The 25,059-nt window shown below is 63.7% G+C and carries 27 protein-coding genes and 2 pseudogenes; 18 read left to right on the top strand and 11 right to left on the bottom strand.

Going from position 1 to position 25,059, the window contains the following annotated elements:
- Positions 1-155: 155 nt before the first annotated feature.
- A complete protein-coding gene (locus BMW87_RS33310) occupies positions 156-1,076 on the bottom strand; it encodes a LysR family transcriptional regulator (protein ID WP_093082639.1) in 921 nt (306 codons plus the stop codon).
- Positions 1,077-1,157: 81 nt separating this feature from the next.
- On the opposite strand from BMW87_RS33310, the gene BMW87_RS33305 reads away from it, so the two are divergent.
- From BMW87_RS33305 to BMW87_RS33295, 3 genes and pseudogenes are all read left to right on the top strand, one after another.
- Complete coding sequence (locus BMW87_RS33305; RefSeq protein ID WP_093082575.1) at positions 1,158-2,078, top strand: carbon-nitrogen hydrolase family protein; 921 nt, start codon at positions 1,158-1,160, stop codon at positions 2,076-2,078.
- 115 nt (positions 2,079-2,193) lie between these two features.
- A pseudogene (locus tag BMW87_RS33300) lies at positions 2,194-2,829 on the top strand (glutamine amidotransferase); the annotation flags it as partial.
- Between the two features lie 129 nt (positions 2,830-2,958).
- Entirely contained in the window at positions 2,959-3,105 is a 147-nt protein-coding gene (locus BMW87_RS33295; RefSeq protein WP_218149812.1) for a pyridoxal-phosphate dependent enzyme, read from the top strand.
- A gap of 78 nt (positions 3,106-3,183) precedes the next feature.
- On the opposite strand, the gene BMW87_RS33290 is transcribed toward BMW87_RS33295, so the two are convergent.
- From BMW87_RS33290 to BMW87_RS33265, 5 genes and pseudogenes are all read right to left on the bottom strand, one after another.
- The gene (locus tag BMW87_RS33290; protein WP_256217018.1) at positions 3,184-3,633 is read right to left on the bottom strand and encodes a hypothetical protein; all 450 of its coding nucleotides are present in this window, start codon (positions 3,631-3,633) and stop codon (positions 3,184-3,186) included.
- A gap of 51 nt (positions 3,634-3,684) precedes the next feature.
- A pseudogene (locus tag BMW87_RS34925) lies at positions 3,685-3,795 on the bottom strand (transposase domain-containing protein); the annotation flags it as partial.
- Positions 3,796-3,802: 7 nt separating this feature from the next.
- A complete protein-coding gene (locus tag BMW87_RS33280) occupies positions 3,803-5,344 on the bottom strand; it encodes an amidohydrolase family protein (protein ID WP_093082568.1) in 1,542 nt (513 codons plus the stop codon).
- A gap of 60 nt (positions 5,345-5,404) precedes the next feature.
- A complete protein-coding gene (locus tag BMW87_RS33275; protein WP_093082566.1) occupies positions 5,405-5,983 on the bottom strand; it encodes an ABC transporter ATP-binding protein in 579 nt (192 codons plus the stop codon).
- Positions 5,984-7,727: 1,744 nt separating this feature from the next.
- Positions 7,728-8,012: a porin gene (locus BMW87_RS33265; RefSeq protein ID WP_371258884.1), complete on the bottom strand. Its 285-nt coding sequence runs from the start codon at positions 8,010-8,012 to the stop codon at positions 7,728-7,730.
- On the opposite strand from BMW87_RS33265, the gene BMW87_RS35645 reads away from it, so the two are divergent.
- Together BMW87_RS35645 and BMW87_RS33260 are read left to right on the top strand one after the other, a co-directional pair.
- On the top strand, positions 8,002-8,223 hold the full coding sequence (locus BMW87_RS35645; protein ID WP_256217017.1) for an alpha/beta hydrolase family protein: 222 nt from the start codon (positions 8,002-8,004) through the stop codon (positions 8,221-8,223). The two genes, BMW87_RS33265 and BMW87_RS35645, sit on opposite strands and share 11 nt — an antisense overlap.
- A 257-nt stretch (positions 8,224-8,480) precedes the next feature.
- Positions 8,481-8,744, top strand: a complete 264-nt coding sequence (locus tag BMW87_RS33260) for a hypothetical protein (protein WP_093082561.1) — start codon at positions 8,481-8,483, stop codon at positions 8,742-8,744.
- Between the two features lie 100 nt (positions 8,745-8,844).
- Here the strand turns inward: BMW87_RS33260 and BMW87_RS33255 are convergent, their stop codons facing one another.
- Positions 8,845-9,027 carry a hypothetical protein gene (locus tag BMW87_RS33255; protein WP_256217016.1) on the bottom strand — a complete coding sequence of 61 codons (183 nt, stop codon included), beginning with the start codon at positions 9,025-9,027 and terminating at the stop codon, positions 8,845-8,847.
- A 582-nt stretch (positions 9,028-9,609) separates the two neighbouring features.
- Between BMW87_RS33255 and BMW87_RS33245 the strand changes: the two genes are divergently transcribed.
- From BMW87_RS33245 to BMW87_RS33200, 10 genes are all read left to right on the top strand, one after another.
- The gene (locus BMW87_RS33245) at positions 9,610-10,035 is read left to right on the top strand and encodes a MarR family winged helix-turn-helix transcriptional regulator (RefSeq protein WP_093082553.1); all 426 of its coding nucleotides are present in this window, start codon (positions 9,610-9,612) and stop codon (positions 10,033-10,035) included.
- Positions 10,036-10,040: 5 nt separating this feature from the next.
- On the top strand, positions 10,041-11,804 hold the full coding sequence (locus BMW87_RS33240; RefSeq protein WP_093082636.1) for a chloride channel protein: 1,764 nt from the start codon (positions 10,041-10,043) through the stop codon (positions 11,802-11,804).
- Positions 11,805-11,930: 126 nt separating this feature from the next.
- Positions 11,931-12,704 carry a GntR family transcriptional regulator gene (locus tag BMW87_RS33235; protein WP_093082551.1) on the top strand — a complete coding sequence of 258 codons (774 nt, stop codon included), beginning with the start codon at positions 11,931-11,933 and terminating at the stop codon, positions 12,702-12,704.
- Positions 12,701-14,440, top strand: coding sequence for a fumarate reductase/succinate dehydrogenase flavoprotein subunit (locus tag BMW87_RS33230; protein ID WP_093082548.1), 1,740 nt, complete (start codon positions 12,701-12,703; stop codon positions 14,438-14,440). Before BMW87_RS33235 ends, BMW87_RS33230 begins: the two co-directional genes overlap by 4 nt.
- Positions 14,441-14,472: 32 nt before the next feature.
- Complete coding sequence (locus BMW87_RS33225) at positions 14,473-14,706, top strand: 4Fe-4S dicluster domain-containing protein (RefSeq protein ID WP_093082546.1); 234 nt, start codon at positions 14,473-14,475, stop codon at positions 14,704-14,706.
- Between the two features lie 35 nt (positions 14,707-14,741).
- Positions 14,742-16,154, top strand: coding sequence for an ABC transporter substrate-binding protein (locus BMW87_RS33220; RefSeq protein ID WP_093082544.1), 1,413 nt, complete (start codon positions 14,742-14,744; stop codon positions 16,152-16,154).
- A 27-nt stretch (positions 16,155-16,181) separates the two neighbouring features.
- Complete coding sequence (locus BMW87_RS33215; protein ID WP_093082542.1) at positions 16,182-16,991, top strand: ABC transporter permease; 810 nt, start codon at positions 16,182-16,184, stop codon at positions 16,989-16,991.
- Positions 16,988-17,836: an ABC transporter ATP-binding protein gene (locus tag BMW87_RS33210; RefSeq protein WP_093082540.1), complete on the top strand. Its 849-nt coding sequence runs from the start codon at positions 16,988-16,990 to the stop codon at positions 17,834-17,836. Before BMW87_RS33215 ends, BMW87_RS33210 begins: the two co-directional genes overlap by 4 nt.
- A 7-nt stretch (positions 17,837-17,843) precedes the next feature.
- Positions 17,844-18,851, top strand: a complete 1,008-nt coding sequence (locus tag BMW87_RS33205; RefSeq protein WP_093082537.1) for a HEAT repeat domain-containing protein — start codon at positions 17,844-17,846, stop codon at positions 18,849-18,851.
- Positions 18,841-19,164: a gamma-butyrobetaine hydroxylase-like domain-containing protein gene (locus tag BMW87_RS33200; protein WP_093082535.1), complete on the top strand. Its 324-nt coding sequence runs from the start codon at positions 18,841-18,843 to the stop codon at positions 19,162-19,164. Before BMW87_RS33205 ends, BMW87_RS33200 begins: the two co-directional genes overlap by 11 nt.
- Positions 19,165-19,288: 124 nt before the next feature.
- On the opposite strand, the gene BMW87_RS33195 is transcribed toward BMW87_RS33200, so the two are convergent.
- Complete coding sequence (locus tag BMW87_RS33195) at positions 19,289-19,672, bottom strand: YkvA family protein (RefSeq protein ID WP_093082532.1); 384 nt, start codon at positions 19,670-19,672, stop codon at positions 19,289-19,291.
- A gap of 89 nt (positions 19,673-19,761) precedes the next feature.
- On the opposite strand from BMW87_RS33195, the gene BMW87_RS33190 reads away from it, so the two are divergent.
- The 3 genes from BMW87_RS33190 to BMW87_RS33180 all read left to right on the top strand — a co-directional run bounded on the left by BMW87_RS33190 (position 19,762) and on the right by BMW87_RS33180 (position 21,939).
- Positions 19,762-20,409 carry a Chromate resistance protein ChrB gene (locus tag BMW87_RS33190; RefSeq protein WP_218149808.1) on the top strand — a complete coding sequence of 216 codons (648 nt, stop codon included), beginning with the start codon at positions 19,762-19,764 and terminating at the stop codon, positions 20,407-20,409.
- Between the two features lies 1 nt (position 20,410).
- Positions 20,411-21,421 carry a COG4280 domain-containing protein gene (locus BMW87_RS33185; protein ID WP_093082529.1) on the top strand — a complete coding sequence of 337 codons (1,011 nt, stop codon included), beginning with the start codon at positions 20,411-20,413 and terminating at the stop codon, positions 21,419-21,421.
- Positions 21,422-21,669: 248 nt separating this feature from the next.
- The gene (locus BMW87_RS33180; RefSeq protein WP_093082527.1) at positions 21,670-21,939 is read left to right on the top strand and encodes a sensor histidine kinase; all 270 of its coding nucleotides are present in this window, start codon (positions 21,670-21,672) and stop codon (positions 21,937-21,939) included.
- 13 nt (positions 21,940-21,952) lie between these two features.
- On the opposite strand, the gene BMW87_RS33175 is transcribed toward BMW87_RS33180, so the two are convergent.
- The 3 genes from BMW87_RS33175 to BMW87_RS33165 form a co-directional block, all read right to left on the bottom strand.
- A complete protein-coding gene (locus tag BMW87_RS33175) occupies positions 21,953-23,551 on the bottom strand; it encodes a glycosyltransferase family 39 protein (protein WP_093082524.1) in 1,599 nt (532 codons plus the stop codon).
- Positions 23,552-23,771: 220 nt separating this feature from the next.
- Entirely contained in the window at positions 23,772-23,903 is a 132-nt protein-coding gene (locus BMW87_RS35640) for a hypothetical protein (RefSeq protein ID WP_256217015.1), read from the bottom strand.
- Positions 23,904-24,116: 213 nt separating this feature from the next.
- Complete coding sequence (locus tag BMW87_RS33165; RefSeq protein ID WP_093082634.1) at positions 24,117-24,569, bottom strand: hypothetical protein; 453 nt, start codon at positions 24,567-24,569, stop codon at positions 24,117-24,119.
- Positions 24,570-25,059: the final 490 nt, after the last annotated feature.

Raw genomic sequence — 25,059 nt, 5'->3', positions numbered from 1 at the left:
TGGCGCAATGTGTTCTACCTACTGCTCCGAAGTGCCGCCGAGCGGGGCGCAATCCACGTATTGAGCGCGATGTTCACGCGTTATGCGCGGTCACCCCTGCTACGCCCCTTATTGAGTAGAAGTTGCCTCACTGTCGACAGTCCATGTCACAGCGCCTAGGACCAATGAGCGGCTTGGAGGACCTCAAGCAGTACGCGTCGCACTTCTGCGATGGCTGCATCGCGCAGCGCATCGGTTCGCCACCCGACTTCCACCGCATAGCGCGGCATTGTCAATGGACAGGCAAACATCTGCAGTCCCGTTCGCGCCGCGATCGCCGAGGCGGCATGTTTGGGGATCGTCGCGATGGCGTCGCTGCCAAACAGAAGGTGAGGAAGCGCGGCGAAGTGCGTCGTCGAGGCGACGACTCGGCGCGGTCGCCCGATGGCCGCAAGCACCTCGTCCACCACGCCGATGAAGCCGCCGGAGGAAACTAGCAAGTGGCCTCTGCGGACGTACTCCGGCAAGGTCAGTCCTCGTGTGGACGGTGCATACGCAGGATCCATGAGGCACGCGTAGCGGCCTTGGCCAATCGCCTCGTGGCCAAGCAGACGCGAGGATAGGCCGCCCGACACCACAGCGACGTCGGCGAGCCGCGCTTGCAGCATGTTGCCTACCACCAGGCTGTGCGTCTGGCGGAACGCCAACCGCAATCCGGGTGCCCGGGCCGCCACCGCATCGATGAACAGTCGTCCGAACGCAACCTCGAAGTCGTCTGACAAGCCGACAACTATCGAGCGGCCGTGGAAGTCATTGCCACCGCTGCCGCTCATGGACAAGCTTTGGCGACACTTGTTGAGCCCCTCGCTGATCAGAGGTTTAAGTTCTTGCGCCCTTAGCGTCGGCACCAGCCCGCGGCCGGTGCGAGTAAAGAGTTGATCGCCATAGGTCTTGCGCAGCCGCGCAAGTGCCGCGCTCACAGCCGATTGAGTCAGCCCCAACCTCACCCCCGCTCGCGTAGCGCCGCCCTCTTCGTACAAGGCTTCGAAGACCTTCAGAATGTTCAGATCAACAGCGCTGATATCAATCATGGTCATATCAATCACAAGCAGAACGGAGTTGATTGATTTTGCCGTGGATTCAATACTCGCAGTATTCCCTCACACCTTCGATCACCCATGGCCAAAACCAAAGTAGCCGCGCTTCAAATCGGCGCTCTTCCCAATGGCAAAAAAGCTACCCTGGACCTCGTGCTGGGCTTCGAGGAAAAGATCATTGAATCCGGCGCGTCCGTGGTGGTTATGCCGGAAGCACTGCTGGGGGGCTACCCGAAGGGCGAAATCTTCGGCACGCGCCTGGGCTATCGGCTTCCGGAGGGGCGTGAGGCCTATGGTCGCTACTACGCCAATGCCATCGACGTTCCCGGGCCGGAAACAGATGCGCTCGCGGACCTCTCGCGCCGGGCAAAGGCGAGTCTGGTGGTCGGCGTGATCGAGCGCGGCGGCAACACCCTCTATTGCTCCGCCCTGTTCTTCGAGCCTGAGAGCGGGCTGATGGCCAAGCATCGCAAGCTGATGCCGACCGGCACCGAACGCCTGATCTGGGGCCAAGGCGACGGCTCGACGCTTCCGATCGTTGATTCAGCCGCAGGTCGCCTAGGTGCCGCCATCTGCTGGGAGAACCACATGCCGCTGCTGCGGACAGCGATGTATGCGAAGGGGGTGCAGATCTGGTGTGCACCGACGGTGGACGAGCGCGATGTCTGGCAATGTTCCATGCGCCACATCGCGCACGAGGGACGCTCCTTCGTGATCAGTGCGTGCCAAGTGCAGCAGTCCCCGTCCCAGCTTGGAATCGAGGTGCCGAATTGGGAGCCATCCCGCCCCCTTATTCGCGGAGGCAGCCTGATCGTCGGACCGTACGGCGATGTATTGGCTGGTCCCCTCTTCAACGAGGTCGGGCTGGTCGTGGCCGAGATCGATACTGAGGAACTAGTGCGCGCGCGCTACGACTTCGACGTGGTGGGGCACTACGCACGACCGGACATTTTCACATTGAGCGTGGACACGAGGCAGAAGCGCCCGGTCGAATTCAACTGAGCCTGCGGCAATGAGCGCACAGTTGCCGATGTTGATCGTCCAGATGGGACGCCCGCCGCACGACGTAAGTGAAGTGCTGGGCGAACAACCGGACTAGTTTCTCGCCGCGCTCGCTCCCGCGAACCTCGACGTGCTAGTGGTACGCCCGCACATGGGCGAGCCGTTGCCGCAACCGGGCAGCTTTGCTGGCGCGGTCGTTACTGGCTCATGGCACATGGTGACCGATCTCCATGACTGGAGTGAACGCACGGCCGAGTGGATCCGCCAGCTGGTTGCTGCGGATGTGCCACTGCTCGGCGTCTGCTACGGACATCAGCTTATGGCCCATGCCCTTGGCGGGCTTGTGGGCTACCACCCGCGAGGTCGGGAACTGGGCCTCCAGACCATCCGACTGTTGCAGGAGAGCATCAACGACCCCCTCCTGGCACACATCCCCGGCGAGTTTCCGGCGCTACTGACGCACGCACAGACGGTGCTGGTCAAACCACCCGGCGCTGTGGTCCTAGGTGCCTCGGACCATGACGAAAACCAGATTCTTCGCTACGGCCCGAATGCCTTTTCCATTCAGTTTCATCCGGAGTTCACGCCGGCGATCATGTCGATGTGCATCCAGCGACGCAGAACCATCCTCGAACAAGAAGGCGCAGGCGTCGAACGGCTGCTCCTTAACCTTGCGCCTACGCCCGATGCTCACGCGATTCTCATGAAGTTCGCCACCACAGCCGCACAGGTGTCGGCTGACTTTCGGTAACCGAGGCGAACTCCAGCGCGCGGGATCCATCAGGTGCGCGATAGCCGTTGTGGACGTCCTTATCCTTATCGATGCAGCAACGAATGCCTATGATCCAGCCCCCTCTTTCATCGGAATCAGCTCTGAGCAATTGGAAATACACCCGTCGTAAGACTTCGGAGGGTGGTACCGGAGAGCAGTGCATCTGTATACGTGAAGTTGGAGTACTTCAATCCAACTGGTTCATACAAAGATCGCAGGGCGAAGACGATGGCCGCAACAGCGTCAACCTCTTAAGCATCGGGCCGCTGGACGGATCACACGTATCCTTGACGGACGGCAACTCAACGTTTTAGGGCACCACTAGGGCATCCGTCACTTGGACTGCAGCTGTGCTCCGACGTAGGCAACGCACTCCACAAGGTTGAGGACCGCCAGCAGCAAGAACTTCTCGGCGTCAGTTCGCACGCGCAGCAGGTCGTGCTCGCCGAGGTAGCCGTACACAAACGCCAGCAGGTAGCGCTCGGGGTGGTCGACGCAGAACCTTGTGATTATCTGCTCGACGAGGTCTGGCGGCACGCCCTCGGTGAACTTCATCGTCGCCGTCAGCCGCTGCAAGCAGATTTCCTGGACGTCTTCAGAGATCGTTGGCAACGCGTGCCCGCAGTGCTTCGTGGCCTTGAAAGCGACCAGCAGAACGTGGATCGGCACCTCAAGCTGCAGCATGTCGACCCCGTAGCGAGGGAACACGAGGATGGAGGCCAGCAGGTTCGGCTGCTGGACGTAGATTTCGTCAGCCAGCTCAACCTTCTGTTGCGCGCTCATGCGGTCGACGTCGATGTTCGCCCGAACCCATCACGGCCTGCGTGAGCAAGGTCATGGCGCCGCGTCGGACGCTGGCTGCCATCGTGCGGGCAGCAAGTCCTCGATTTGGCTGCTGCGCTGCGTCGGCAGGCGCTGCAGCACGTCGCGCAGGTAGGCCCAGGGCCAGCGATCAGCTACGCGAAGACGCGCGGTAAAAGGGCTGGCGCACCTGCTCCGTGCCGAGATAGTTGTCATAGAACGCTTTGACGTGCGGGAACACCGCCTTAGACAGGCGTCGCCGCGCCTGTTCCTCGGCGGTCTTCGGTCGTGCCAGCTGAGCCGCTAGGTCTGCCAGGGCCTTGTCTCGATCGATGTACTTGAAGACGCCGTTCGAATAGATTGGGTCACCGCCAACGTAGACGGCCTCCACATGCTTCTGCTGCGCGCGCTGGATCAGCACGTCCAGCATCGGCACGTCCTCGTCCTGGTATGGATAGGTCGCGCTCTCGTAGTCGATGACGACTGCATCAAAATTCAACCCGACGTCAAGGCGCCCAATCTCACCTCGGAAAGCAGTGGTCCGGGCGCCGTGCTCGGTCGCCATCTGGAGTATCTGCGGCACGCTGGGGACCTCGCCCTCGTCCATGCCGGGCACGCGGTGGACACGCAGGGCCAGCTTCATCTCCTGCAGCATGTCCCGGTCTTCATTGATTCCGGCCTCGTCCAGCCCCAGGCCGATGGTGACACCCCGTCTCGACAGGTCATTAATGGGTGCGACACCACTACGAAGCCTGAAGTTACTGCTGCAGTTGTGGCAAACACAGGTACCACTGTGCGCGACCCGCTCGACGTCCTCAGCGGTCAACCAGACTGCGTGGCCAAGGGTCAGCCACGGGCCGAGTGCGCCCAGGTCCTCAAGGTGTCGGACCGCAGTGGTGCCGGTGCGGCGCCTGGCGTACTCCTTTTGGTAAGCGGTCTCCAGCAGATGCATGTGCATGGGCACGTTATCGGCTTTGGCCAACGCCACGAGTTTCATCAGCCCGTCGTCGGTGATCCAGTGCAGGTTGGCGGGCGCGAGCTGCACGCGGGTCAGCGGGTGCTGGTTCTCGGCCCGTAGCTGCCGATAGAGCTGAACGTGCTGATCGAAACTCATCGTGGCCTGCCGGAGGTTCTCCAGCAGCGGCGCCCCGATCTCAGCCGGCAGGCCGGCGCAGAATCTGGCATCGTCCTCGTAGACGAAACGATTCTGCTCGCGCACCGCATAAGAATAGGACGCACGCATGCCGATGCCCTGGTAGGCCTTGAGCACCGCGCTCGCGGCACCATGCACTTGTTCGTAGGAGCCTCTCAGCCAACCGTGGATGTGCTGCACCGTGGTGATGCCGGAGGCGATCATCTCGAAAGCAGAGTAAAGCGTGTCGAGATAACTGTCGACGTCGCGCGCGGAAAGTCGAGAAGCGAACCAGAGCTCCAGTGCATAGTCCGGGGAGCCCAGTTGCAACGGCGTCAGCCCGACATGGTGATGGCTGTTGACGAAGCCCGGCAACAAGGCATGCCTGCCGTGGTGGGTAACTGGCGCCTCCAGATACCGCTGTCGGATTTCCTCATACTCGCCTAAGGCCACGACCTTGCCGTCCTGATGGGCCACGGCACCATCGTCGATGACCTGCGGAGTGTCCCGATCCTGAATGCCGGTAACAAGCCACTTCGCACGAACTAACGCTACTCCCATGAGTTCTCCTTTGAATAGTGAGTTAGATAGAGATGTCCGAGGGAACTCGCCAGGCAGGCCCTAGACGGCCGCTTCCATCTCACGGAAAGCCCTGTCGACTTCGTCAGCGAGCAGATCGCCGAGCCTGCGCTGCAGCTCGATGAACGCCGGATCGCGAGGCTTCCGCGGGCGTGGCAGGTCGACCGACACGATTTCCTTCACACGACCGGGACGCGAAGTCCACACGACGATGCGGTCAGCCAGTGCCACAGCCTCTTCTATCGAATGCGTCACCATCAGGACGCTGGCCCCGCTGACACGCCAGATTTGCAGCAGATGGTCTTGCATCTTGGCGCGCGTCTGGATGTCCAGTGCAGCAAACGGCTCATCCATCATCAGCACCTTGGGCTGCATAGCCAAGGCGCGTGCGAGGGCCGCACGCTGCCGCATGCCTCCCGAAAGCTCGTCGGGCCGCTTATGGCCCGCATCAGCCAGCCCGACCTTCATCAAAAGGTCTTGGGCAACCCGATCCCGCTTCTCGGGGAACTCCCCTCGCAGTTTGAGTCCGAAGGTGACGTTCTCTGCGATGGTGAGCCATGGAAAAAGTGATGCTTCCTGGAAAATCATGCCTCGTTCCGTATCGGGGCCCGTGATGGGCATGCCATCGCACAGCAACCGTTGTTAACAACTATTTACGCGGGCGTTAACAATTGCAACCTGGCCTGTCGCTTTCTGGAGCCATTTGGTCGAATTGATTGAGATTCTCAAATAAAAATCAAGAATTGATAGTAATCAAAAGATACTAATTGAATTGTTTACTTACCACATCTCATGCATTCCTCAATGCGCACTTTTTCGCCTTAGTTGGCGTTCTTATTGAAAGCAAAATGAAAGCAATCGCCTTTTCGTGGCGTATTGCCGCAATTCCGGGAGATTTGCATTCTTGGAGTTGCGGGTACTCGGCTCCGATCAGGCATTTGGCCCAGGCGCCGGCCTCTATAGGTGCATCACATGCACAGGCGGTGAGCCCCTGTCGGGATGAACCTGAGAGGTGAGCCCATGGGCCTGATCGCCCGTCGCGGCCTCAGGCAACGCAGTAAATACCGTATCGCCAGAGGTTTCCTGAGCGGCTCCCCGCGCAGGAACTGCGTCGATTGCGGTTGGGTGAGGCGGTCGGCGAGGCATAGCTCCACCAGATATCGCGCGGCCCCAAGCGGCCCGCGACAACGTCATGGCGAAGTTCAAGACTTGAACTGGTTGTACGGAGTGCCTGCCGTACGACTTCGTGATCGCATGGTTCGGCCTCTCGAGGCGAGACCCGGCCAGCAGCTCAATTCCCCTTCTTCGACGGTCCGGCAGAAGGCGGGTTCGCTTTGCTAGCGCACGACACATGTAGCGCCGAGGCTGCTTTTCAGAGAGGCCTTCCCCGCCTCTGTTGCGTTTCCGTGACACGGGGAAGCCTAGGCTTCACATATACGAAATCGCGATTTTTTCAACACAGCGAATGCGTTGAAAAATAAATTAGTGCATATCAATTTTGATATCAATAAAAAACAACAAATTAGAAGGCCGGGCTTGGCGACATCGCCGATGTGCGCAAACGTGAAGCCGAAATAATTAACTGCACACGCGGCCTTTCCCCTGTCCCGCGATCGCGAATTCCCGGTCGAAAATCTCTAAGGCCCGGTCGGCCAGCGATATCTGTGCGAGGACACGTGCAGATGAACAGGAGGAGCCCTTGCCTCCGACAGATGGGCATGCATCACCGGAGTCCACTCTCGAGCCTGCCTCCTATGAACGTGGGATTCGCGAGGAAGCCCTTTTGCGGTTCACTGAGGGTTGCCTGCAAGCATGTGAAACACAGCAATGCCCAGACGAACCGTCCATAACGCGACCGTGACCTTGAAACTGCCATCCGACATCGACGCCAATGCAGAGCACGTAGCCCTGCGGGCGGCGGGGATCCCAGTCGACGCCCTGGGCAACGCAGAACGGGGATTTCTCTTCGTCCGGTCGAGCAGTGCAAGAAGCGGCCAGACGAACATCTTCCGGTGGTTTGCCGGCGAGGTCGGGCGGCGGTCCGGCTAGCTCCTTTCCATGAACGCGACCCTGCCGCTCAACGACGGAAGTGAGTGACGTTGCCTCGGCCTCTGGGGTCGAACATGTAGCCCGCACCCTAGATCGTCTCGATCTCGATATAGGAAGACTCGCCGTCCTCCAGCAGCGTGTGCAGTCGGGAGACCTGCGTGTCTAAGCTGCGTTCGAAGGCACCCAGTGCGCGCCATGTGCGATCTAAGCGAGCCTTTCGCGCGACAGCGGTTGCACTACGAACCAAGACCTTGGAGAGCGCGATTTGGACGGAAGGCGCATGGCCGGATTACATGGGCATACAGCCGGGCTGGTATTAGAACGAGTGCCTGATGCCGAAGTCGTAGCCCATCGCTGTGCGCGGCGCATAACCCGGGGTGCCGGCACCGGTGGAAAGATAGCCTCCAGTACCGCCGGGGACCACTCCCATGATGGCCGGGTTGTTTTGCCCGTTCTTGATTCGGATCCGTGCCACTGTGGCATACAGCGCCGTGCGCTTCGAAAGGTTGTACTCATAGCCGATGGCAAGCTTGCGCACCGATGCATCGCGATCGGGTGCGAAGGGCGTGGCGGTGGCACCCAGGTCATTGTTGAACTTCACCCATGAGAAGGCCCCCCTCGTCTATCCCGTTGCCTACTACTACAGCGAACCGAGCCCTTCGATGGCCGAGAACGGCGAGGGCAAGTTCCTCACCACCAGCGTCATGCAACGGTTCATCGACTGCTACCTCGGCGGTCGGCAAGAACTGGCGCGGCACGCCGATTTCGCCTTGCTGCAGTCGCAGGCACTGCATATGCTGCCGCCCACCTAGCTGGCCACCATAGGCCACGACCCGCTGCGCGACGAAGGTCATGTGCTGGCGCTGCGCACCGCCACGACCCCGATGCCATCCACGGCTGCATTCACTTCACCGCGGTATCGGCGCTGGGCGCCCAGGTGATGGCCGATCTGGCCGAGTGGCTGCGCTTACAGCTATCGCCAGACTCGCGCCTCCTATGAACGCGGGATCCCTGAAGAAGCCTTTTTCGGATCAACTGTGCCTCCGGGAAATTTGACGGAGGCGAAGCAATGCCCAGGCACCCCATTCATAGCGCGACGATCACCTTGAAGCTGCCATCCGACATGGATGCCCATGCAGAAATCACGGCCCTGCGCGCTGCAGGCATCCCTGTCGACTCGCTCGGCAACGCGCAGCAGGGCTTTCTTTTCGTGCGATTCAGCAACGGGTGGAGCAACCAAGCAAACATCTTTCGATGGTTTGCCGGCGAAGTTGGGCAGGGCCCTCGTAACTACGGCACTGCGCCGCGGAACCACGAATGCGCGGCTGCATGAAAAGCCCCAGATCCCTTAAAACCGGGATCTGATCGAGCTTCTCCTCAGCGCACGGAATTGACCACGCCGATCCCGGCCAGATCGTTGTCCTGACTTACGGCTATGTGATCTGTTCTCGCCGCAAGCGCCATATGCATGCGGCCGTGGCGAGCAATTTTTCGACACGCCAGTCGTAGAGCTCGCTTGCGGGGTCTTCCCTCGCAATCAGTTCCGCGATGTAGTCGATCGCATCGGCGGGATTCAGGCCCCGTCCACTTCGCGCCATCTCGATCGAAATGGCCATCACTTCAGTCTTGTTCATTTGCAAGCATATTGAGTGTCCTCGTTGATTCCTCGGGCGTTACATGGCGGAGAAAACAAAGGGTAATACCGCAACGCCGAAGCTAGCGTGACTCGTTGAAGGTGTCTCAGGCCGCAGCATAGTCCGGCACGCCGAGTCGACGCAGGCCCGCAAGGCGCTGCGCGCAGTGTGGAAGACGACGATGCCTGTGGACCACCATTTGGGCACCGTTATCAAAGTGACGGACATCCGGCTTCCTGGAGCTTATGGCGTGCAGTTCGTGCCCAGCGGTCGACACTGTCACGGAATATTTCTCTGGGTGCTCCTGAGAGATTTGCTGGAGCGGAAATCCGCAGTATCAGCAGAAGTCCCGCATCTACGTCTCGTGCCTGAAGTCCACCCAGCCGGCGAATCTGCAGAGAGGATGCCCCCTCGAAAGAGCCTTTAAGACGGATCCATGAGTCTCGACACGCGTAGAGCGAATGGCTGCCCGCTCGGTCGGGTGCTGTCCTAGGCAGTAAATGCGACAACACATATATATCGCGACGTGATATATTCGCAGCCGTTTCGACATCCACTTCAGCCATGGCCTCCACCCCCCGCAAGCTCGCCAAGAAAGACTTCGAGGCGCTCTCCCAGTTCCGCTACCAGATGCGCCGCTTCGAGCGCTTCTCCGAGCACGCCGCGCAGGCCGAGGGCCTCACGCCGCAGCAGTACCTGGTGCTGCTGCACATCAAGGGCGTGCCCGGGCGCGACTGGGCTTTGGTGGGCGAGATTGCCGAGCGCCTGCAACTGCAGCCGCACGGCGCAGTCACGCTCGTCACGCGTTGCGAAGCGCTCGGGCTCGTGCAGCGCCGGCCCAGCGAAACCGACCGCCGCCAGGTCGAGGTGCACCTGCTCGCCAAGGGCGAGAAGCTGCTGTTGAGGCTGGCCGAACTCCACCGCGCGGAACTGCGCTCGCTCAAGGGCGTGTTCGACGTGCCGCAGATCGATCTTCCAGACGCTTCGTGAGCACCATGACCGCCAAGACCTCCTCCCATCCGCCGCGCGGCGATTTCGCGCTCAACACCCGGCTCATGCGCATCACTGTCATGGCCGCCGTCATCGGCGCCATCAGCACTGTGGCCGCCCGCGTGCTGCTCGACCTGATCCGCTTCTTCACCAACCTGTTCTTCTTCCAGACCTTCTCGCTGACCGAGCGCTCGCCGGCCACCAACACGTTGGGCGCGTGGGTCATCGTGGTGCCGGTGATCGGCGGGCTGATCGTCGGACTGGTTGCGCGCTACGGCTCCGACAAGATCCGCGGCCACGGCATCCCCGAGGCCATCGAGGCGATCCTGTTCGGTAAAAGCAAGATGTCGCCGAAGGTCGCGCTGCTCAAGCCGCTGTCATCGGGCATCGTCATCGGCAGCGGTGGCCCGTTCGGCGCGGAGGGTCCGATCATCATGACCGGCGGCGCCATCGGCTCGCTGATCGCGCAGCACTTCCACCTCACCGCCGCCGAGCGCAAGGCGCTGCTGGTGGCGGGCGCCACGGCCGGCATGACGGCCGTGTTCGGCACGCCGGTGGCCGCGGTGCTGCTGGCGGTCGAACTGCTGCTGTTCGAATTGCGTCCGCGCAGTCTGCTGCCGGTGGCGGTGGCCTGCGCGGTGGCGGGCTTCGCGCGGCCGCTGCTGATGGACCCGGGCCCGCTGTTCCCGCTGCAGACGGCGGTGCCCGGTCCGCTCGCCATGCTGTCGTGCGTGATTGCCGGCGTGCTGTGCGGCGCGCTGTCGGCGTCGCTGTCGATCTCGCTCTACAAGGTCGAGGACTGGTTCGGCAAGCTGCCGCTGCACTGGATGTGGTGGCCGGCCATCGGCGGCCTCGCGGTCGGCATCGGCGGTTACCTGCAGCCGCGCGCGCTGGGCGTGGGCTACGACGTGATCGGCGACCTGCTGCACAACCACCTCGCGCTCGGCGTGGTGCTCGCGTTGCTGGCGGTGAAGGCCGAGATATGGGTCATTGCGCTGGGCTCGGGCACCTCGGGCGGCGTGCTTGCGCCGCTGCTGATGATGGGCGCGGGCCTGGGCGTGGTGCTGTCGCACGTGCTGCCCGGCAACGACCCGATGCTGTGGCCGCTGGTCTGCATGGCGGCCACGCTGGGCGGCGTGATGCGCGCGCCGCTCACCGCCACCATCTTCGCCTTCGGGCTCACGCACGACAGCAATGCGCTGCTGCCGCTGCTGACCACGTCCGCCGTGGCCTACGGCTTCACCGTGCTGACGATGCGCCGCTCGATCCTCACCGAGAAGATCGCGCGCCGCGGCTATCACATCTACCGCGAGTACGGCGTCGATCCGCTGGAGCGGCATTCGGTCGAAGAGGTGATGACGCGCGAGGTGCACAGCATCGACGCGGCCATGCCGATGGCACAGGCGCTGTTCGAGCATTTCGGCGAGGGGCAGGCGCACCGCGCGTTCCCGGTGCTGCGCAACGGCGCGGTGATCGGCGTGGCTGACCGCGCGATGCTGGCCGCGCACGGCACGCGCGACCCGATTTCCACGGTGGGCGACGCTTGCGCCGATGCGCCGCTGTTCTTCGCGCTACCGGGCGAGAACTGCCGCACCGTTGCCACGCGGCTCGCGCGCCACCGGCTCGAACGGCTGCCGGTGGTGAAGGATGCACAGTCGCTCGTGCTGGTGGGCATCGTGGCGCGCAGCGACCTCATCAAACCCTCGCTTGCGCACTTCGACGAAGAAGAGAAGCGCGAGCGCATGCGCGGGCTGCCGTGGCAAACCTGAGCTGGCTCCGACTGCGCTCATAGGCCCCTACTTCCCGCATATCAAAGCACGTTTTCCTTATTTAGAGAAAGAAGCATCGCTGACTAGCATCCGGCCTCATTCAACCGGTCATAACAGGTCAGCCGCATGTCCACCGTCAGGGCGCTCGAGCCCATCGCCTTTTCGCCCGTCCCGCTCTACACCCAGGTGCGCGAAACGCTGCGCGAGCGCATCCTTGACGGCACCTACGCACCGCATGCGCAGCTGCCTTCGGAAAGCGAAATGGTCGCGCTGTTCAAGGTCAGCCGCATCACGGTGCGCCAGGCGCTCAGCGACCTGCAGCGCGAGAACCTGATCTTCAAGATTCCGGGCAAGGGCACCTTCGTCGCCAAACCCAAGGCGTTCCAGCATCTCGGCCAACTCGAAGGCTTTGCCGAGGCGATGGTGCGCATGGGCTACGAGATCCGCAACCAGGTCACCAGCCACAAGACCGTGCCTGCCTCGCCTCGGGTGGCGCAGCATCTGGGCCTGGCCGAGGGCACGCCGGTGGCGCAGATCAAGCGCGTGCGCCACCTCAACCGCGCGCCGGTGTCCTACGAGGTGACCTACCTGCCCCACGCCATCGGCGAGCGGCTGCGCCAGGCGGACCTGGCCGGGCGCGACATCTTCCTGATCCTGGAAAACGACTACGGCATCGCCCTCGGCCACGCCGACCTGCAGATCGATGCGATGCTGGCCGACGAGGTGCTCTCCCGCGCGCTGAGTGTGCCCGAAGGCACCGCCGTGCTGCGCGTGGAGCGCCTCACCCACACCGCCGACGGCGCGCCACTGGATTTCGAAGACCTCTATTTCCGCGGCGATGCGTTCCAGCACCGTCTGCGCATCGCCCGCGCCAACCCGACGACGAAGGCCAACCCATGAACATCCTCACCCGCACCGTCGACGTGCTGGTCATCGGCGGCGGCACGGCCGGCCCGATGGCCGCCGTCAAGGCCAAAGAAGCCAACCCCAAGCTCGAAGTGCTGCTGCTGGAAAAAGCCAACGTCAAGCGCAGCGGCGCCATCTCGATGGGGATGGACGGCCTGAACAACGCGGTGGTGCCGGGCTTCGCCACGCCCGAGCAGTACGTCAAGGAGATCACCACCGCCAACGACGGCATCGTCAACCAGAAGACGGTGATGGCCTATGCGCGCAACAGCTATTCGATGATCGAGGAGCTCGACCGCTGGGGCGTGAAGTTCGAGAAGGACGAGACCGGCGACTACGCGATGCGCAAGGTGCACCACATGGGCACCTACGTGCTGCCCATGCCCGAGGGCCACAACATCAAGAACGTGCTGTATCGGCGCCTGAAGCGCACACGCGTGGAGATGTCGCAGCGCCTGGTCGTCACGCGCCTGCTCACCGCGGCCGCCGACGGCAGCATCGCGGGCGCGATGGCCTTCGACTGCCGCACGGCCGAGTTCCATGTGATCCGCGCGAAGTCGGTGGTGCTGGCCACGGGCGCGGCCGGCCGGCTCGGGCTGCCGGCGTCGGGCTACCTCTTCGGCACCTACGAGAACCCGACCAACGCGGGCGACGGCTACAGCATGGCCTACCACGCGGGCGCCGAGCTCTCGGGCATCGAGTGCTTCCAGATCAACCCGCTCATCAAGGACTACAACGGCCCCGCCTGCGCCTATGTGACCGGCCCCTTCGGCGGCCACACCACCAACAACAAGGGCGAGCGCTTCATCGAGTGCGACTACTGGAGCGGCCAGATGATGATGGAGTTCTACAACGAGCTCCAGGGCGGCAACGGCCCTGTCTTCCTCAAGCTGAGCCACCTGGCCGAGGAGACCATCGCCACCATCGAGCAGATCCTGCACACCAACGAACGCCCGAGCCGCGGGCGCTTTCATGCCGGGCGCGGCACCGACTACCGCAAGCAGATGGTGGAGATGCACATCTCCGAGATCGGCCTGTGCAGCGGCCATTCGGCCTCCGGCGTGTGGGTGGACGAGCATGCGCGCACCACCGTGCCGGGCCTGCATGCCGCGGGCGACCTGGCCTGCGTGCCGCACAACTACATGCTCGGCGCCTTCGTGTACGGCCGCCTCGCGGGTGAAAGCGCGGCGCGGCATTGCGCCGAGACCGAGCTGCCCGCACTCGATGAAGAACAGGTGGCACGCGAGCACGCCCGCGTCAGCGCACCGCTCTTGCGCAGCGGCGGCCTGCCCCCTGCGCAGGTCGAATACAAGCTGCGCCGCATGGTCAACGACTACCTGCAGCCGCCCAAGGTCACGCGCAAGATGGAAATCGGCCTCTCGCGCTTCGAGCAGATCCACGAAGACCTCGAACAGCTCGCCGCCCCCGGCCCGCACGAGCTGATGCGCGCGATGGAAGTGCACGCGATCCGCGACTGCGCCGAGATGGCCGCGCGCGCCTCGCTCTATCGCACTGAAAGCCGCTGGGGCCTCTACCACCACCGCGTGGATTTTCCCGAGCGCAACGACCACGACTGGTTCTGCCATACGCAGTTGCAGAAGCAAGGCGATGCGATGGTGAGCTTCAAGCGACCGGTCGATCCGTACATCGTGCCGCTCGATGCGCATGAGATGTCGGCCTACCAGCACCTGCGCGTGCCCGCCGCCGTGCGCGAGCCGGTCGCAGCCTGACACCTGCACCACGACAAAAAAGAGAACCCCGCATGCCCATCGCCTTCAACCCCACCAGCGTGCCCGTGCGCATCGACGACGACAAGTGCATCGCCCACAAGGGCTGCACCGTCTGCGTGGACGTCTGCCCGCTCGACGTGCTCGCCATCGACCTCAGCAAGGGCAAGGCCTACATGAAGTTCGACGAGTGCTGGTACTGCATGCCCTGCGAGAAGGACTGCCCCACCGGCGCAGTCACCGTCGACATCCCCTACCTGCTGCGCTGAGCCGCGGCCGCCACATTTCAACTGGAGCAATCACGATGAAGACCACGAGAAGACTGGCCCTGTGGGGCGCCGCCTTCGGCCTGCTGCTGGCCCTGCCGGTCGCACAGGCCGAGACCATCCGCATCGCCATCGGCACGCAGGACACCACCATCAACTGCGCCACCGGCGGCCTGCTGATCCGCGAGCTCAAGCTGCTGGAGAAGTACCTGCCGCGCACCGGCAAATACAAGGACGCGCAGTACCAGATCGAGTGGAAGAACTTCACCTCCGGCGCGCCGCTGACCAACGAGATGGTCGCCGGCAAACTGGACCTCGGCTCGATGGCCGACTTTCCGGGCAGCTTCAACGGCGCGGCCTTCCAGAAGGCGGGGCGCAAGAGCATCTTCATCACCGTGCTCTCGGGCAGCACCACGGGCAGCGGCAACGGCATCGTCGTGCCCAAGGATTCGAAGGTGCAGTCGCTGGCCGAACTCAAGGGCAAGACCATCTCGGTGCCCTTCGCCTCGACCTCGCACGGCATGTTGCTGCGCGCCATCCAGGCGCAGGGCTGGGACCCGCTGAAGGACGTGAACATCACGACCCAGGCGCCCGAGGTGGCCGGCCCCGCGCTGCAGGCCGGCAAGGTCGAGGCGCATGCGGACTTCGTGCCGTTCGCAGAGCTCTTTCCATACCGCGGCTTCGCCCGCAAGATCTACGACGGCTCGCAAGCGAACGCACCCACCTTCCACGGCAGCCTGGTCGACGAGGAGTACGCGAAGAAGTACCCCGAGGTCGTCACCGCCTACCTGCGTGCCGCGCTGGAAGCCGACCGCCTCGTGGCCGCCGAGCCCGAAAAGTACAGCGAGCTGATCGCCAAGGTCACCGGCATCGAGGCCGAGGTCAACTATCTGTTCCACGGCCCGCTCGGACTGCAGACACGCGACCTGAGCTGGAAGCCCGAGTACCGGCAGGCGGTGAAGACATCACTGGAGACCTTGCGCCTGCTGAAACGCACCGACAACGACATCGACGCCAATGCCTTCGTGCAGGACGGCTACATCCGCGCCGCCTTCCAGGAAGCAGGCCTCGACTACGAGAAGCAGTTGAAAAACTACGCCCGCGCTCCGCTGGTCGCCAAGGACGCCTCGACCGGCAAGCCGATCACCGACGTGAGCCGCGTTGCCCAGATCTGGGTGGCCGGCGAGCCGCTGGTGCGGCACTACGCCTCGCCCGAGAGCGCCTTCAGCGACCTGCAGAAGCTGGAGAAGGCCGGCAAGAAGGCACGCGTGGTCTACGCGCAGGACCGAAGCAGCGGCAACAAGCTGCTCGCCGCCGACGCATGGTTCGTGCTCGGCGCCAAGGGCGAGGTCGATGCCTTCCTGCTCAAGGACCAGGCCGAGGGCTGGGCCGCGAAGAAAGGCGGCAAGGTGGCGGACTTCGCCGGCGTGCGCGCCGCGCTGGCTGGCTGACGCTTCGCGATTTTTCACATCCTCGCCATGGCCAGCTTCACCATCGCCAGGCTGCGCGCCGGTCTGCCGCGCGCAACTTGGCGCATCGCCGCGTTGCTCGTCTGCGTGCTCGCGTGGCACTTCGCCACGCGCCAGCGCATGAACCTGGGCTTCATCACCTTCCAGAACGTGCCGCCGCCGCGCGAAGTGGCCGAGTCGGCCTGGTCGCTGGCGCAATCACCGCTGGTCTTGCAGCATCTGTCGGCGAGCCTGCGCCGGGTACTCATCGGTTTCGGGCTGGCCGCTGTGGCGGGCGTGGCGCTGGGTCTGGCGATCGGCCGCGCGCGCTGGGCCGAAGACACGCTGCTGCCGCCGCTCGAAGTGCTGCGGCCGATTCCCGCCGTGGCGTGGATTCCGCTGGCCATCCTGATGTTTCCGTCGTCGGAGGCCTCGATGGTGTTCATCACCTTCGTCGGTGCGCTGTTCCCGGTGCTGCTCAACACCGTGCACGGCGTGGAGGCGGTGGATGCGCGCCTTGTCGCCTCGGCGCGCAGCCTGGGTGCCGGCCGTCTCGCGGTGTTTCGCGAGGTGATCCTGCCCGGCGCGCTGCCGAGCGTGGTCACGGGCCTGGCCATCGGCATGGGCACGGCATGGTTCTGCCTGGTCACGGCCGAGATGATCTCGGGCCAGTTCGGCATCGGCTACTACACGTGGATGTCGTACACGATCCAGAACTACGCCGACATCGTGGTCGGCATGCTCTTCATCGGCGTGCTCGGCATGGGCAGCAGCGCGCTGGTGCGATGGATCGGCCAGACGCTGATGCCCTGGCGCTGCGTGCAGGAGAAAAGATCGTGAAGGCCGACGTACAAACCGGCCGCATCGCCATCGACGACCTGCGGGTGCGCCTGGGCCAGGGCGCGCAGGCCTTCGATGCGGTACAGGACATCACACTGCATGTCGAGCCCGGCGAGTTCGTCTGCCTGCTCGGTCCTTCGGGCTGCGGCAAGTCGACGCTGCTGGGGGCGCTGGCCGGCCACCTGACGCCCGCGGGCGGGGTCATCCACGTGGACGGCGAGCCGGTGCGCGGACCGCATCCGGACCGCGGGCTGGTCTTTCAGCACCACACGCTCTTTCCCTGGAAGAAGGTGCTGGACAACGTCGCTTTCGGCTTGAAGATGCAGGGCGTCGGCCGGCGCGAGCGCCATGCGCGGGCGCACGAGATGCTGCGGCTCGTCGGCCTGGACGACTTCGCCGGCTTCTATCCGTCGCAGTTGTCGGGCGGCATGCAGCAGCGCGCGGAGATTGCGCGGGTGCTCATCAACCATCCGCGCGTGATGCTGATGGACGAGCCCTTCGGCGCGCTCGACGCCCAGACCCGGCTCATGATGCAGCGCCAGTTGCTCGATGCCTGGACGCGCGTTCGCACCACCATCGTCTTCATCACACACGACATCGACGAGGCGCTGTTCTTGGGCGACCGCGTGCTCGTGATGGGGCCCAGGCCCGGCCGCATCGTCGCCGAGTTCGCGCTGGACTTTGCGCGGCCGCGCGATCCGTCGCTGGTCACCTCTTCCGAATTCACCGCGCTCAAGCGGCGCTGCCTGCAACTGCTGCATCCGCATGCAGCAGCCAGCGCACCGCTGGAACGCCTCACGCCGCTTGGCGCGCCCACCGCCGCACAGCTGCGCTTCGCCATCTGAAAGAAAAATGAACCCCGCCCTCCTCGACGATCCCGAATTGCAGGCCATTGCCGGACGGCTGGACTCGCCCGACGCCGAAGTGCGCCGCATCGCCGTGATGGACCTTGGCGACTTGGCCGATGAGGCGCACACGCCGCTGTTGGTCGCGGCGCTACGCGACGAGGCGCCCACCGTGCGCGCCGCCGCCGCGTGGGCGCTCGAAACCATGGAGAACCAGCCTGCCGTCGAAGGGCTGGCCCAGGCGCTCGACGATCCCGATGCGCAGGTGCGCGAGGCCGCCGCCCACAGCCTGGCCGAACTGAAGGACCCGGCATCGGCCGCCTGGTTGCTGCCGCATGCGGGAGCCGGACCTGCGCATGTGCGTGCCGCCGTGCTGCGTGCGCTGCGCGGGTTGCGCGTGCCGGCCAGCGCCGCACCTGCGCTGGCGGTGCTGCAGGAAGCGAGTTCCGCCGATGACGCCATCGGTGCCGTGGCCCTGCGCCGCGAAGCCATCGGGGTGCTTGGCTATCTGAAGCACGCGGCCGCGCTGCCGGCCCTGGCCGCGCTCGCAGTCTCCGATCCCGTGGACGAAATCCGCCGTGCGGCCGTGGGTGCGCTGGCATTCGCGGCCGGCAACACCGACGCCCGCGGCGCACTGGAAACCGCCCTGCGCGACGCAAGCTGGCAAGTGCGCGAAGAAGCGGCCACCGCGCTCGGCAAGCTGCAGCAACCCGCGGCGGCCGCGGCACTGCTGGTCGCGCTGAACGACGCTTACTGGCAGGTTCGCCTGCGCGCGGCGCGCAGCCTCGGCCGCCTGCGCAGCACCGAGAGCGTCGCGCCCTTGCTTGCAGCGCTGGGTCACAGCATCAGCAACCTTCGCAAGGAGGCCGCATTGGCGCTGGGCGAGATCGGCGATGCCGCTGCCCTCCCCAACCTCGAACACGCCGCCCATGACCCCGATCCCGAAGTGCGCAAGTCCGTGCGGCTGGCCATCGCCCAGATCGGCGCCCGTCCGGCAGCCTCGCATGGCGCCTGAGTCCATCGTCGATCACCGCACACGCGCTGCGCTGGAGTTCTGCTGGGCGGATGGTGTGCGGCATGTCGCCGGCTACCAGCTGCTGCGGTCGAACTGCCCCTGCGCCGACTGCAAGGCGCTGCGCGCGACCCCAAGCGCTGAAGGTGCCGAAGATGTGCAAACCGCCACCGGACTGTGCGTAACGGACATCCTGCCGGTCGGTGCCTACGGAGTTCAATTCGTGTTCAACGACGGGCACGACAGGGGAATTTTTCCCTGGGTCTTTCTCAGAGAACTTCTGGAGCGGGCCGTGTCATTGCGAGCCGTCCCATAGGCTGGCCGCCTTGCACTGGTTGATGCTGCTGCAGTTGTTAGCTGTCTATGCATGCGTCAACCTGGCTGGCCTTTTTCCGGAAGGGAGAAAACAGACGATCTTCGTGAAGCTCACGAGTGGTCTCTTATCGAATCCATAGCCATAAAGCCACCCCAACACCGATCCAGACTACGACAACGAATGCGATGCCCCACGAGCTGCGCGGCTTGCCCTCGCCACGGCGCATCCAGGTGTCCGCCTGCTCACGACATTCAGCGAGGACGTCTTTGGGCATCAACCGTATTGCAAGCCAGATCAGGCCGGGCAGCAGGAGCACATCGTCCACATACCCCAGCACCGGGATGAAGTCGGGGATCAAGTCGATTGGGCTGAGCGCGTAAGCGACGACGAAGGCTGCCAGCACCTTGGGCAGCCACGGCGTGCCTGGATGACGGCACACGAACCACAAGGTCACAGAGTCGCGCTTGACGCGATGGGCCCACTGGCCGATGTTTTTCAGGGTCGACAACAGGGACTTCCTCGTTGGCACGGAGGGACCAGCTTGCGCGAGTTAATCTTTCTCGATACATTCATTGTGTAACGACCGCTACATTATCTGTGAATCAAGAAAAGAAAACTAGTTGGCTGCTGCTGACCTACAAGGTGCCCGCCGAACCCTCCAAGTTCCGGGTGGCGATCTGGCGCCGCATCCGCAGCCTGGGTGCCGTCTATCTGCAGAACAGCATCTGTGTTCTACCCACCACGACCGAGCATCAGCGCCAGTTCCGCATGATCCAGGCCGACATCGACAGAGCCGGCGGCGAGGCCGTGATCTTCGAAACCCTGGCCCTCGACGCGAAGCAGGAAGAACGCGTCGTTGCCTACTTCAAGCACGACCGCGACCAGGACTACGAAGAGTTCCTCGACAAGTGTGGCGACTACAAGAAAGAAATCGAGAAAGAGGTCAAGGCCGATCACTACACCTTTGCCGAGGTGAAAGAGAACGACGAAGACCTGAAGAAGCTGAAGAACTGGCTGGAACGCATCAAGGTGCTGGACTTCTATGGCGCACCGGCTCGCGCAACAGCGGAACAGCGCCTCGCCGAATGCGAGGAACTGCTCGAGGCCTACGCCAACGAGGTGTTCGAGCGCGAGCAGAACGCGAAGGGCGAACCGCTCGAAAAGCCCTCTCCAGCAAAGCGCACCGCCACGAAGCGCCCGGCTGCAAAGAAGAAGCCGGCCAACGAACCCAAGAAAGGAAGATGAAATGATTGTCTGGACATCGGCCGCACCGTCGGTGCTCGCATCCTTCATGGCCTCGACGGTGGAATTCGTCGAAGCACTGACCATCGTGCTGGCGGTCGGCGTTGTGCGCGGCTGGCGCTCTGCGTTGCTGGGCACCGCAGCCGCGCTGGCGGTGCTCATGGGCCTGGTCGCAGTGCTCGGTCCCGCATTGACGCGCATTCCGCTGCCACTGGTTCAACTGGTCGTAGGAACCTTGCTGCTGCTCTTCGGCCTGCGGTGGTTGCGCAAGGCGATCCTTCGTTCGGCCGGTGTTCTGGCCTTGCATGACGAAGCCAGGGCTTTTGCCGAAGAAACCGCGGCGCTGCGCGCTCAGGGTACGCAGGGCGGCGTGATGCGGCAGGTCGTCGACAAGCTGGCTTTCGCGACGGCCTTCAAGATCGTCATGCTCGAGGGCATCGAGGTGGTGTTCATCGTGATCGCAATCGGTGCCAGTGGACAGATGATGCTTCCGGCTTCTATCGGCGCCTTGCTGGCGCTGCTAGCCGTGGTGCTGCTCGGGCTGTGGCTGCACCGGCCGCTCGCGCGCGTACCGGAGAACGCGCTGAAGTTCGGTGTCGGCGTGATGCTGGCCGCATTCGGAACCTTCTGGGTCGGCGAAGGCATCGGGCTTCAGTGGCCCGGCGCCGACTGGGCGGTGCTGGCGCTGATCGGCGTCTTCCTGTTGGTTGCGCTCGGCCTGGTGCAGCTTTGCGCCCGAATGCATAAAGCAGCCGCGGCCTTGCCCAAGCCCTCGGCGAAAGCTGCCTCCGCGCCCAAAGCCAAGGCAGGCGTGCCCGCTGCGATCGGCCGCGAGCTGCTCGGTCTTTTCCTCGACGATGGCTGGCTTGCCATTGGCGCTCTGATCTGGGTGTCGGCTGCTTGGCTAGGCGAAACCCGCCACGCCATCGCAGGGCCCTTCGACGGACTGCTGCTTGCCGCGGGTCTCACAGCCGTGCTCGCCGCCAGTGCTGCCCGCCGTGCAAGCTTCAGATAACGGGCTTTCCCTTTGACTTCTTGTCTGGCGCCTTCCCCGAAAGGAGGCGTTGTCATGAACCCAGCGAACGGGATGGGCGTCGAACAGATATCTAGGCACCACCCGATCAGTTCGTGTTCTCGAGTAGACAGCCGACGCCGCGCACCGCAAGCCCCTCGATCGCGGGCCAGTCGAAGCACTTCCAGTTCGCGAGCGAGACCGCTTTTCGGGCCCGCAGTGTGGGGCAGTAAGCGGTCCAGAATGACCACATCTACGGCTTCTGTGCGCCACTTGCTATCGGCGCGGCCGACTCGGGTCCTGGCGTGGCGGCCGATCAGCGAGAGGCGATCTTCGAGCGCTTTGTCCGCGGTCGCGAACCCGCTGGCGAAGGAAGCGGTCTGGGTCTGGCGATCGTGAAGGAAATCGCGCTCTTGCATGCCGCCGAAGTGAAACTGACGGACAGCGAATCGGGAGGCGCGAAGCTGGTGATCTATTTTCCGGCGGCAAGGGCGCCAGGTCACCATGGCCCGCAGACGTGACCGCTTGGCCTGATTACGACGACGATGGCGGCGGCGCCGGCACGCAGTCCTGGAGGCCATGCTCGTCCTCGGGTCGCACGATGCCCCAGCGCAGACGCACGCTGCGCGCGTCGTCCGTGCCGGCCCAGGGCAGGTGCAAGCTGCCCGTGCAACTGGCACTCGCCAACAATGGCTCCAGCAGCGGCCCCTCGGAGCGAAATTCCGGCGTGTCGAGGATCAGCACCATGCCGCCTTCCCGCGCCAGGGAGCCGGGCGTCAGCCAGGGCGAGGTGCGAGGATCCCCGTCGATCAGAAGTTGAACGGCTGGGTCCATTTGCAGGGCCACCGCACCCGCGAACCATGTGTCGCCAATCAGCAGCCGCAAGGGACGGTCACCGATACGCTCGCGCCAGAGGGTATCGACCGCTTCGGCGATTTGCCGCGAGGGCAGGTTGGCGCGCGTGATGTAGCCATGCCGCGCGCTCCAGACACCGTCGATCCACGCCTGCCCGAACGAACCGGCGACGTGGAGAAATGCCGCCACGGCTAGCGTGGGGGCCCAGCGGCTGCGTTTCCAGCGCTCCGCCTCGAGACCCGGCACCACTGCCACTGCCCACACCGCAGCCGGCAGAAAAAAGGTGCCGAGCCACGAGGCCACCAGGCGCGTCTGCAGCAGTACTGACGCCGCCAGCACCAGGCACACTGGCCCGAGGGTCGCCCAGGCAAGAAAGCGCCGGTCGAAGCCGTTCGACACCGCCGAGCGTCCAGGCGGCGTACGCGCGCGCGTGAACCAAGCCCATGCAACGAACAACAACATCGGCGACATGCGTGCAAGCTGCACCAGCAGCACCCGAAGCGGCCGCGAGTGCAGGTGCTTCGACAGGCCGGAAGGATGCACCGAGTGCCGCGCATAGCCAATGGTCTGATCGCCGTGCTGCAGCAGCCACGCCAGGTGCGGCGCCATGAGCAGCAGCATCACCGCGCCGGCCCGCAGCAGGTCGCGTCGCACACGTGCATCTCGCCACGCTCCTTCGCGGGCGATGAAAGCTGCTCCCACCGCGAACTGCACCAGGGCGCTGTATTTGGTGAGCATCGACAGTGCTGCGAAGACGCCAAGCCACAGCCAGTCGCGGCGTCCCGTCTCCGGCGTGCGCAGCACACGCCAGAGCATCCACCAGTAACCTGCTATCGGCAGCAGTTGCACCGTGTTGTGGTTGAAGATGGTCGCACGCTGTACGTGGTAGGTCACCAGTGAGCCGAGCAGCACCGCCAGCGCCGCTCGAGCGGGGGACACCATTCCCAGCGACCAGCGCCACAGGATATAGAGAGCGCCCACGCCGCAGCCGACGCCCGCGGCATAGGTCAGCCAGGCCTGGCGACCGGCCAGGGAGACAAGCAGGCCCATCAGCCAGCTCGGCAACGGGGGATGCTTGTAGTAGCCCCATTCCAGACTGCCGCCCCAGAAGAGTTCCTCGACGTTGTCCCAGGGAGGCGTCTCGTAGAACGTCGCCATCGGCAAGGTCCACACCACCACCATCGCCAGGAGAGCGGCGAGGACAGCACCATGCAGGGGTGGGCGTCGCGCCGTCGCGAGCAACGAACGGGCATCGGGGGAAATCGGCCAGGAACTCATTGCGGAGGTTTGTAATACAGCCGACCTCACTTGAAGCTGACTCTATTGAGTTCCGCGCCAGCCAGCACCACATTCCGAAGACGTTCGCCTCCATCGTGCCCCTGCGCATGGCGGCCGCCAGTCCTGCCCTCATCAGCGACGGTTCCGTGCCCGCTGAAAAAGCGGATCAGACGAGCACGAAAATCAACAGTGTGGGTGCATATCGGTCCGGGACAGTGGCTCAATCGCCGCCGAACCAGAAGAGCAGCCACATGGCCACGGCGGCCAGAGCGCCCAGGCCCGAGGCACTTTGAAAATGCAGCCGCAACCAGCGTGAGATGCGCAGGAACTGATGCGTTCGGACAGGGCTCATGCGGGGCGTTTTTACCTTCGAACCTTGACTGCGACAAGTAGAGTGAACGGCGTACTCACGGGGTGTGATGGGAGCGAAATGCCTCGTCAGAAGAGTGCGGCCGGATAGGAAACAAGCTCTGACGCAATCGCATCGGCTGCCCCTAAACTTTTCGCATGACCCGAATCGATTTGAGAGAATTCCCTGCGAGTCAAGCCACGCGTGAAGGCCTCATCATGAAATCTTGATCGCCTCTGCCCATAACTTGTGGAAGAGGGATTCCTGAATCTTCTTGAACACGGCGCTTGAATGCAGACCGACAGCGGACTCTATCCGTGTCGTCTTGCCAAAATCAGCGCTGGAAACCCAGACAGTGTCCGGCGACACAAGTACGACTTTGGCGTTGTTGTTGTCATGCAGCGCTATGCGCACATCAGGAAAGCGAGTCTTGAGCACCGATGCCTCCTTTCGTGCATCGGTGTTTGCAATGATGAATATGCCTCGCGGACGCTTGCCCAGAGTTTGGGAGATGTACTCTGGATCTGGAAGCGATCCAGTCATGATCAGGATAGGGCCGATCACGCGTGCAATTTGAGCTAGACGTGTGTTCCAGGTGCTGACGCAGATGGACATCTTTGCATCGTCGCAGGAGAACGCGAAACCGCGACTGTCATTGGTGAAAGCCATGTGAAGGTCTGTATCTTTGAATGATTGCTCTGCGAGAGCCGTCGGAGCGCACTTTCCCTTCGATGCTGCTTTCTGTTTTGATTTCCGCGCGTGCATGGCCCACATTTCCGCCGGCGCTTGACCGTCCATATCCTAGGGCGCGCACACCTGTCTCATGCACCGGCATACAGAGGCGGCTCAGCGCTCGATGGAAGAAATGGGGCAAACGAACACGGAAATGCACAGACAAAGGGGTACGGATGCGACATCTCCGTGCCGCATTTGTCTGGCCACCCAGGCCGCACCAGGAACCGATGATTCCTGACGCGGCGTCCCCTCACCACTTCATGCGCAGCCCGATCGAGCCCTGCAGGGAGGTCTTCACATCCGTTGCGCCGCCCGAGGCCCACAGCTTGCCGACTTCGCCGTAAATGCTGGTGGTCTGGTTCAGCGCCAGGGTGAGGCCGCCGGCCAGTTCGCTGACAGTGGAGCCGGTGCGGCTCGTGATGTC

The organism is Variovorax sp. OV084 (genome assembly GCF_900111625.1).
In the GTDB taxonomy this organism is placed as follows: Bacteria; Pseudomonadota; Gammaproteobacteria; order Burkholderiales; family Burkholderiaceae_C; genus Variovorax.
The sequence above is the reverse complement of the archived record's forward strand: the minus strand, read 5'-3'. Positions and strand labels throughout refer to the sequence as shown.

What these genes read in the sequence shown, in the direction of transcription:
- BMW87_RS33200 (WP_093082535.1), top strand. Translation starts at nt 18,841, where the DNA reads ATGGCGCCTGAGTCCATCGTCGATCACCGCACACGCGCTGCGCTGGAG.
- BMW87_RS33185 (WP_093082529.1), top strand. Translation starts at nt 20,411, where the DNA reads ATGATTGTCTGGACATCGGCCGCACCGTCGGTGCTCGCATCCTTCATG.
- BMW87_RS33215 (WP_093082542.1), top strand. Translation starts at nt 16,182, where the DNA reads ATGGCCAGCTTCACCATCGCCAGGCTGCGCGCCGGTCTGCCGCGCGCA.
- BMW87_RS33230 (WP_093082548.1), top strand. Translation starts at nt 12,701, where the DNA reads ATGAACATCCTCACCCGCACCGTCGACGTGCTGGTCATCGGCGGCGGC.
- BMW87_RS33235 (WP_093082551.1), top strand. Translation starts at nt 11,931, where the DNA reads ATGTCCACCGTCAGGGCGCTCGAGCCCATCGCCTTTTCGCCCGTCCCG.
- BMW87_RS33245 (WP_093082553.1), top strand. Translation starts at nt 9,610, where the DNA reads ATGGCCTCCACCCCCCGCAAGCTCGCCAAGAAAGACTTCGAGGCGCTC.
- BMW87_RS33220 (WP_093082544.1), top strand. Translation starts at nt 14,742, where the DNA reads ATGAAGACCACGAGAAGACTGGCCCTGTGGGGCGCCGCCTTCGGCCTG.
- BMW87_RS33275 (WP_093082566.1), bottom strand. Translation starts at nt 5,983, where the DNA reads ATGCCCATCACGGGCCCCGATACGGAACGAGGCATGATTTTCCAGGAA.
- BMW87_RS33175 (WP_093082524.1), bottom strand. Translation starts at nt 23,551, where the DNA reads ATGAGTTCCTGGCCGATTTCCCCCGATGCCCGTTCGTTGCTCGCGACG.
- BMW87_RS33205 (WP_093082537.1), top strand. Translation starts at nt 17,844, where the DNA reads ATGAACCCCGCCCTCCTCGACGATCCCGAATTGCAGGCCATTGCCGGA.
- BMW87_RS33280 (WP_093082568.1), bottom strand. Translation starts at nt 5,344, where the DNA reads ATGGGAGTAGCGTTAGTTCGTGCGAAGTGGCTTGTTACCGGCATTCAG.
- BMW87_RS33290 (WP_256217018.1), bottom strand. Translation starts at nt 3,633, where the DNA reads ATGAGCGCGCAACAGAAGGTTGAGCTGGCTGACGAAATCTACGTCCAG.
- BMW87_RS33165 (WP_093082634.1), bottom strand. Translation starts at nt 24,569, where the DNA reads ATGGCTTTCACCAATGACAGTCGCGGTTTCGCGTTCTCCTGCGACGAT.
- BMW87_RS35640 (WP_256217015.1), bottom strand. Translation starts at nt 23,903, where the DNA reads ATGAGCCCTGTCCGAACGCATCAGTTCCTGCGCATCTCACGCTGGTTG.
- BMW87_RS33225 (WP_093082546.1), top strand. Translation starts at nt 14,473, where the DNA reads ATGCCCATCGCCTTCAACCCCACCAGCGTGCCCGTGCGCATCGACGAC.
- BMW87_RS33260 (WP_093082561.1), top strand. Translation starts at nt 8,481, where the DNA reads ATGCCCAGGCACCCCATTCATAGCGCGACGATCACCTTGAAGCTGCCA.
- BMW87_RS33255 (WP_256217016.1), bottom strand. Translation starts at nt 9,027, where the DNA reads ATGGCCATTTCGATCGAGATGGCGCGAAGTGGACGGGGCCTGAATCCC.
- BMW87_RS33305 (WP_093082575.1), top strand. Translation starts at nt 1,158, where the DNA reads ATGGCCAAAACCAAAGTAGCCGCGCTTCAAATCGGCGCTCTTCCCAAT.
- BMW87_RS33240 (WP_093082636.1), top strand. Translation starts at nt 10,041, where the DNA reads ATGACCGCCAAGACCTCCTCCCATCCGCCGCGCGGCGATTTCGCGCTC.
- BMW87_RS33310 (WP_093082639.1), bottom strand. Translation starts at nt 1,076, where the DNA reads ATGACCATGATTGATATCAGCGCTGTTGATCTGAACATTCTGAAGGTC.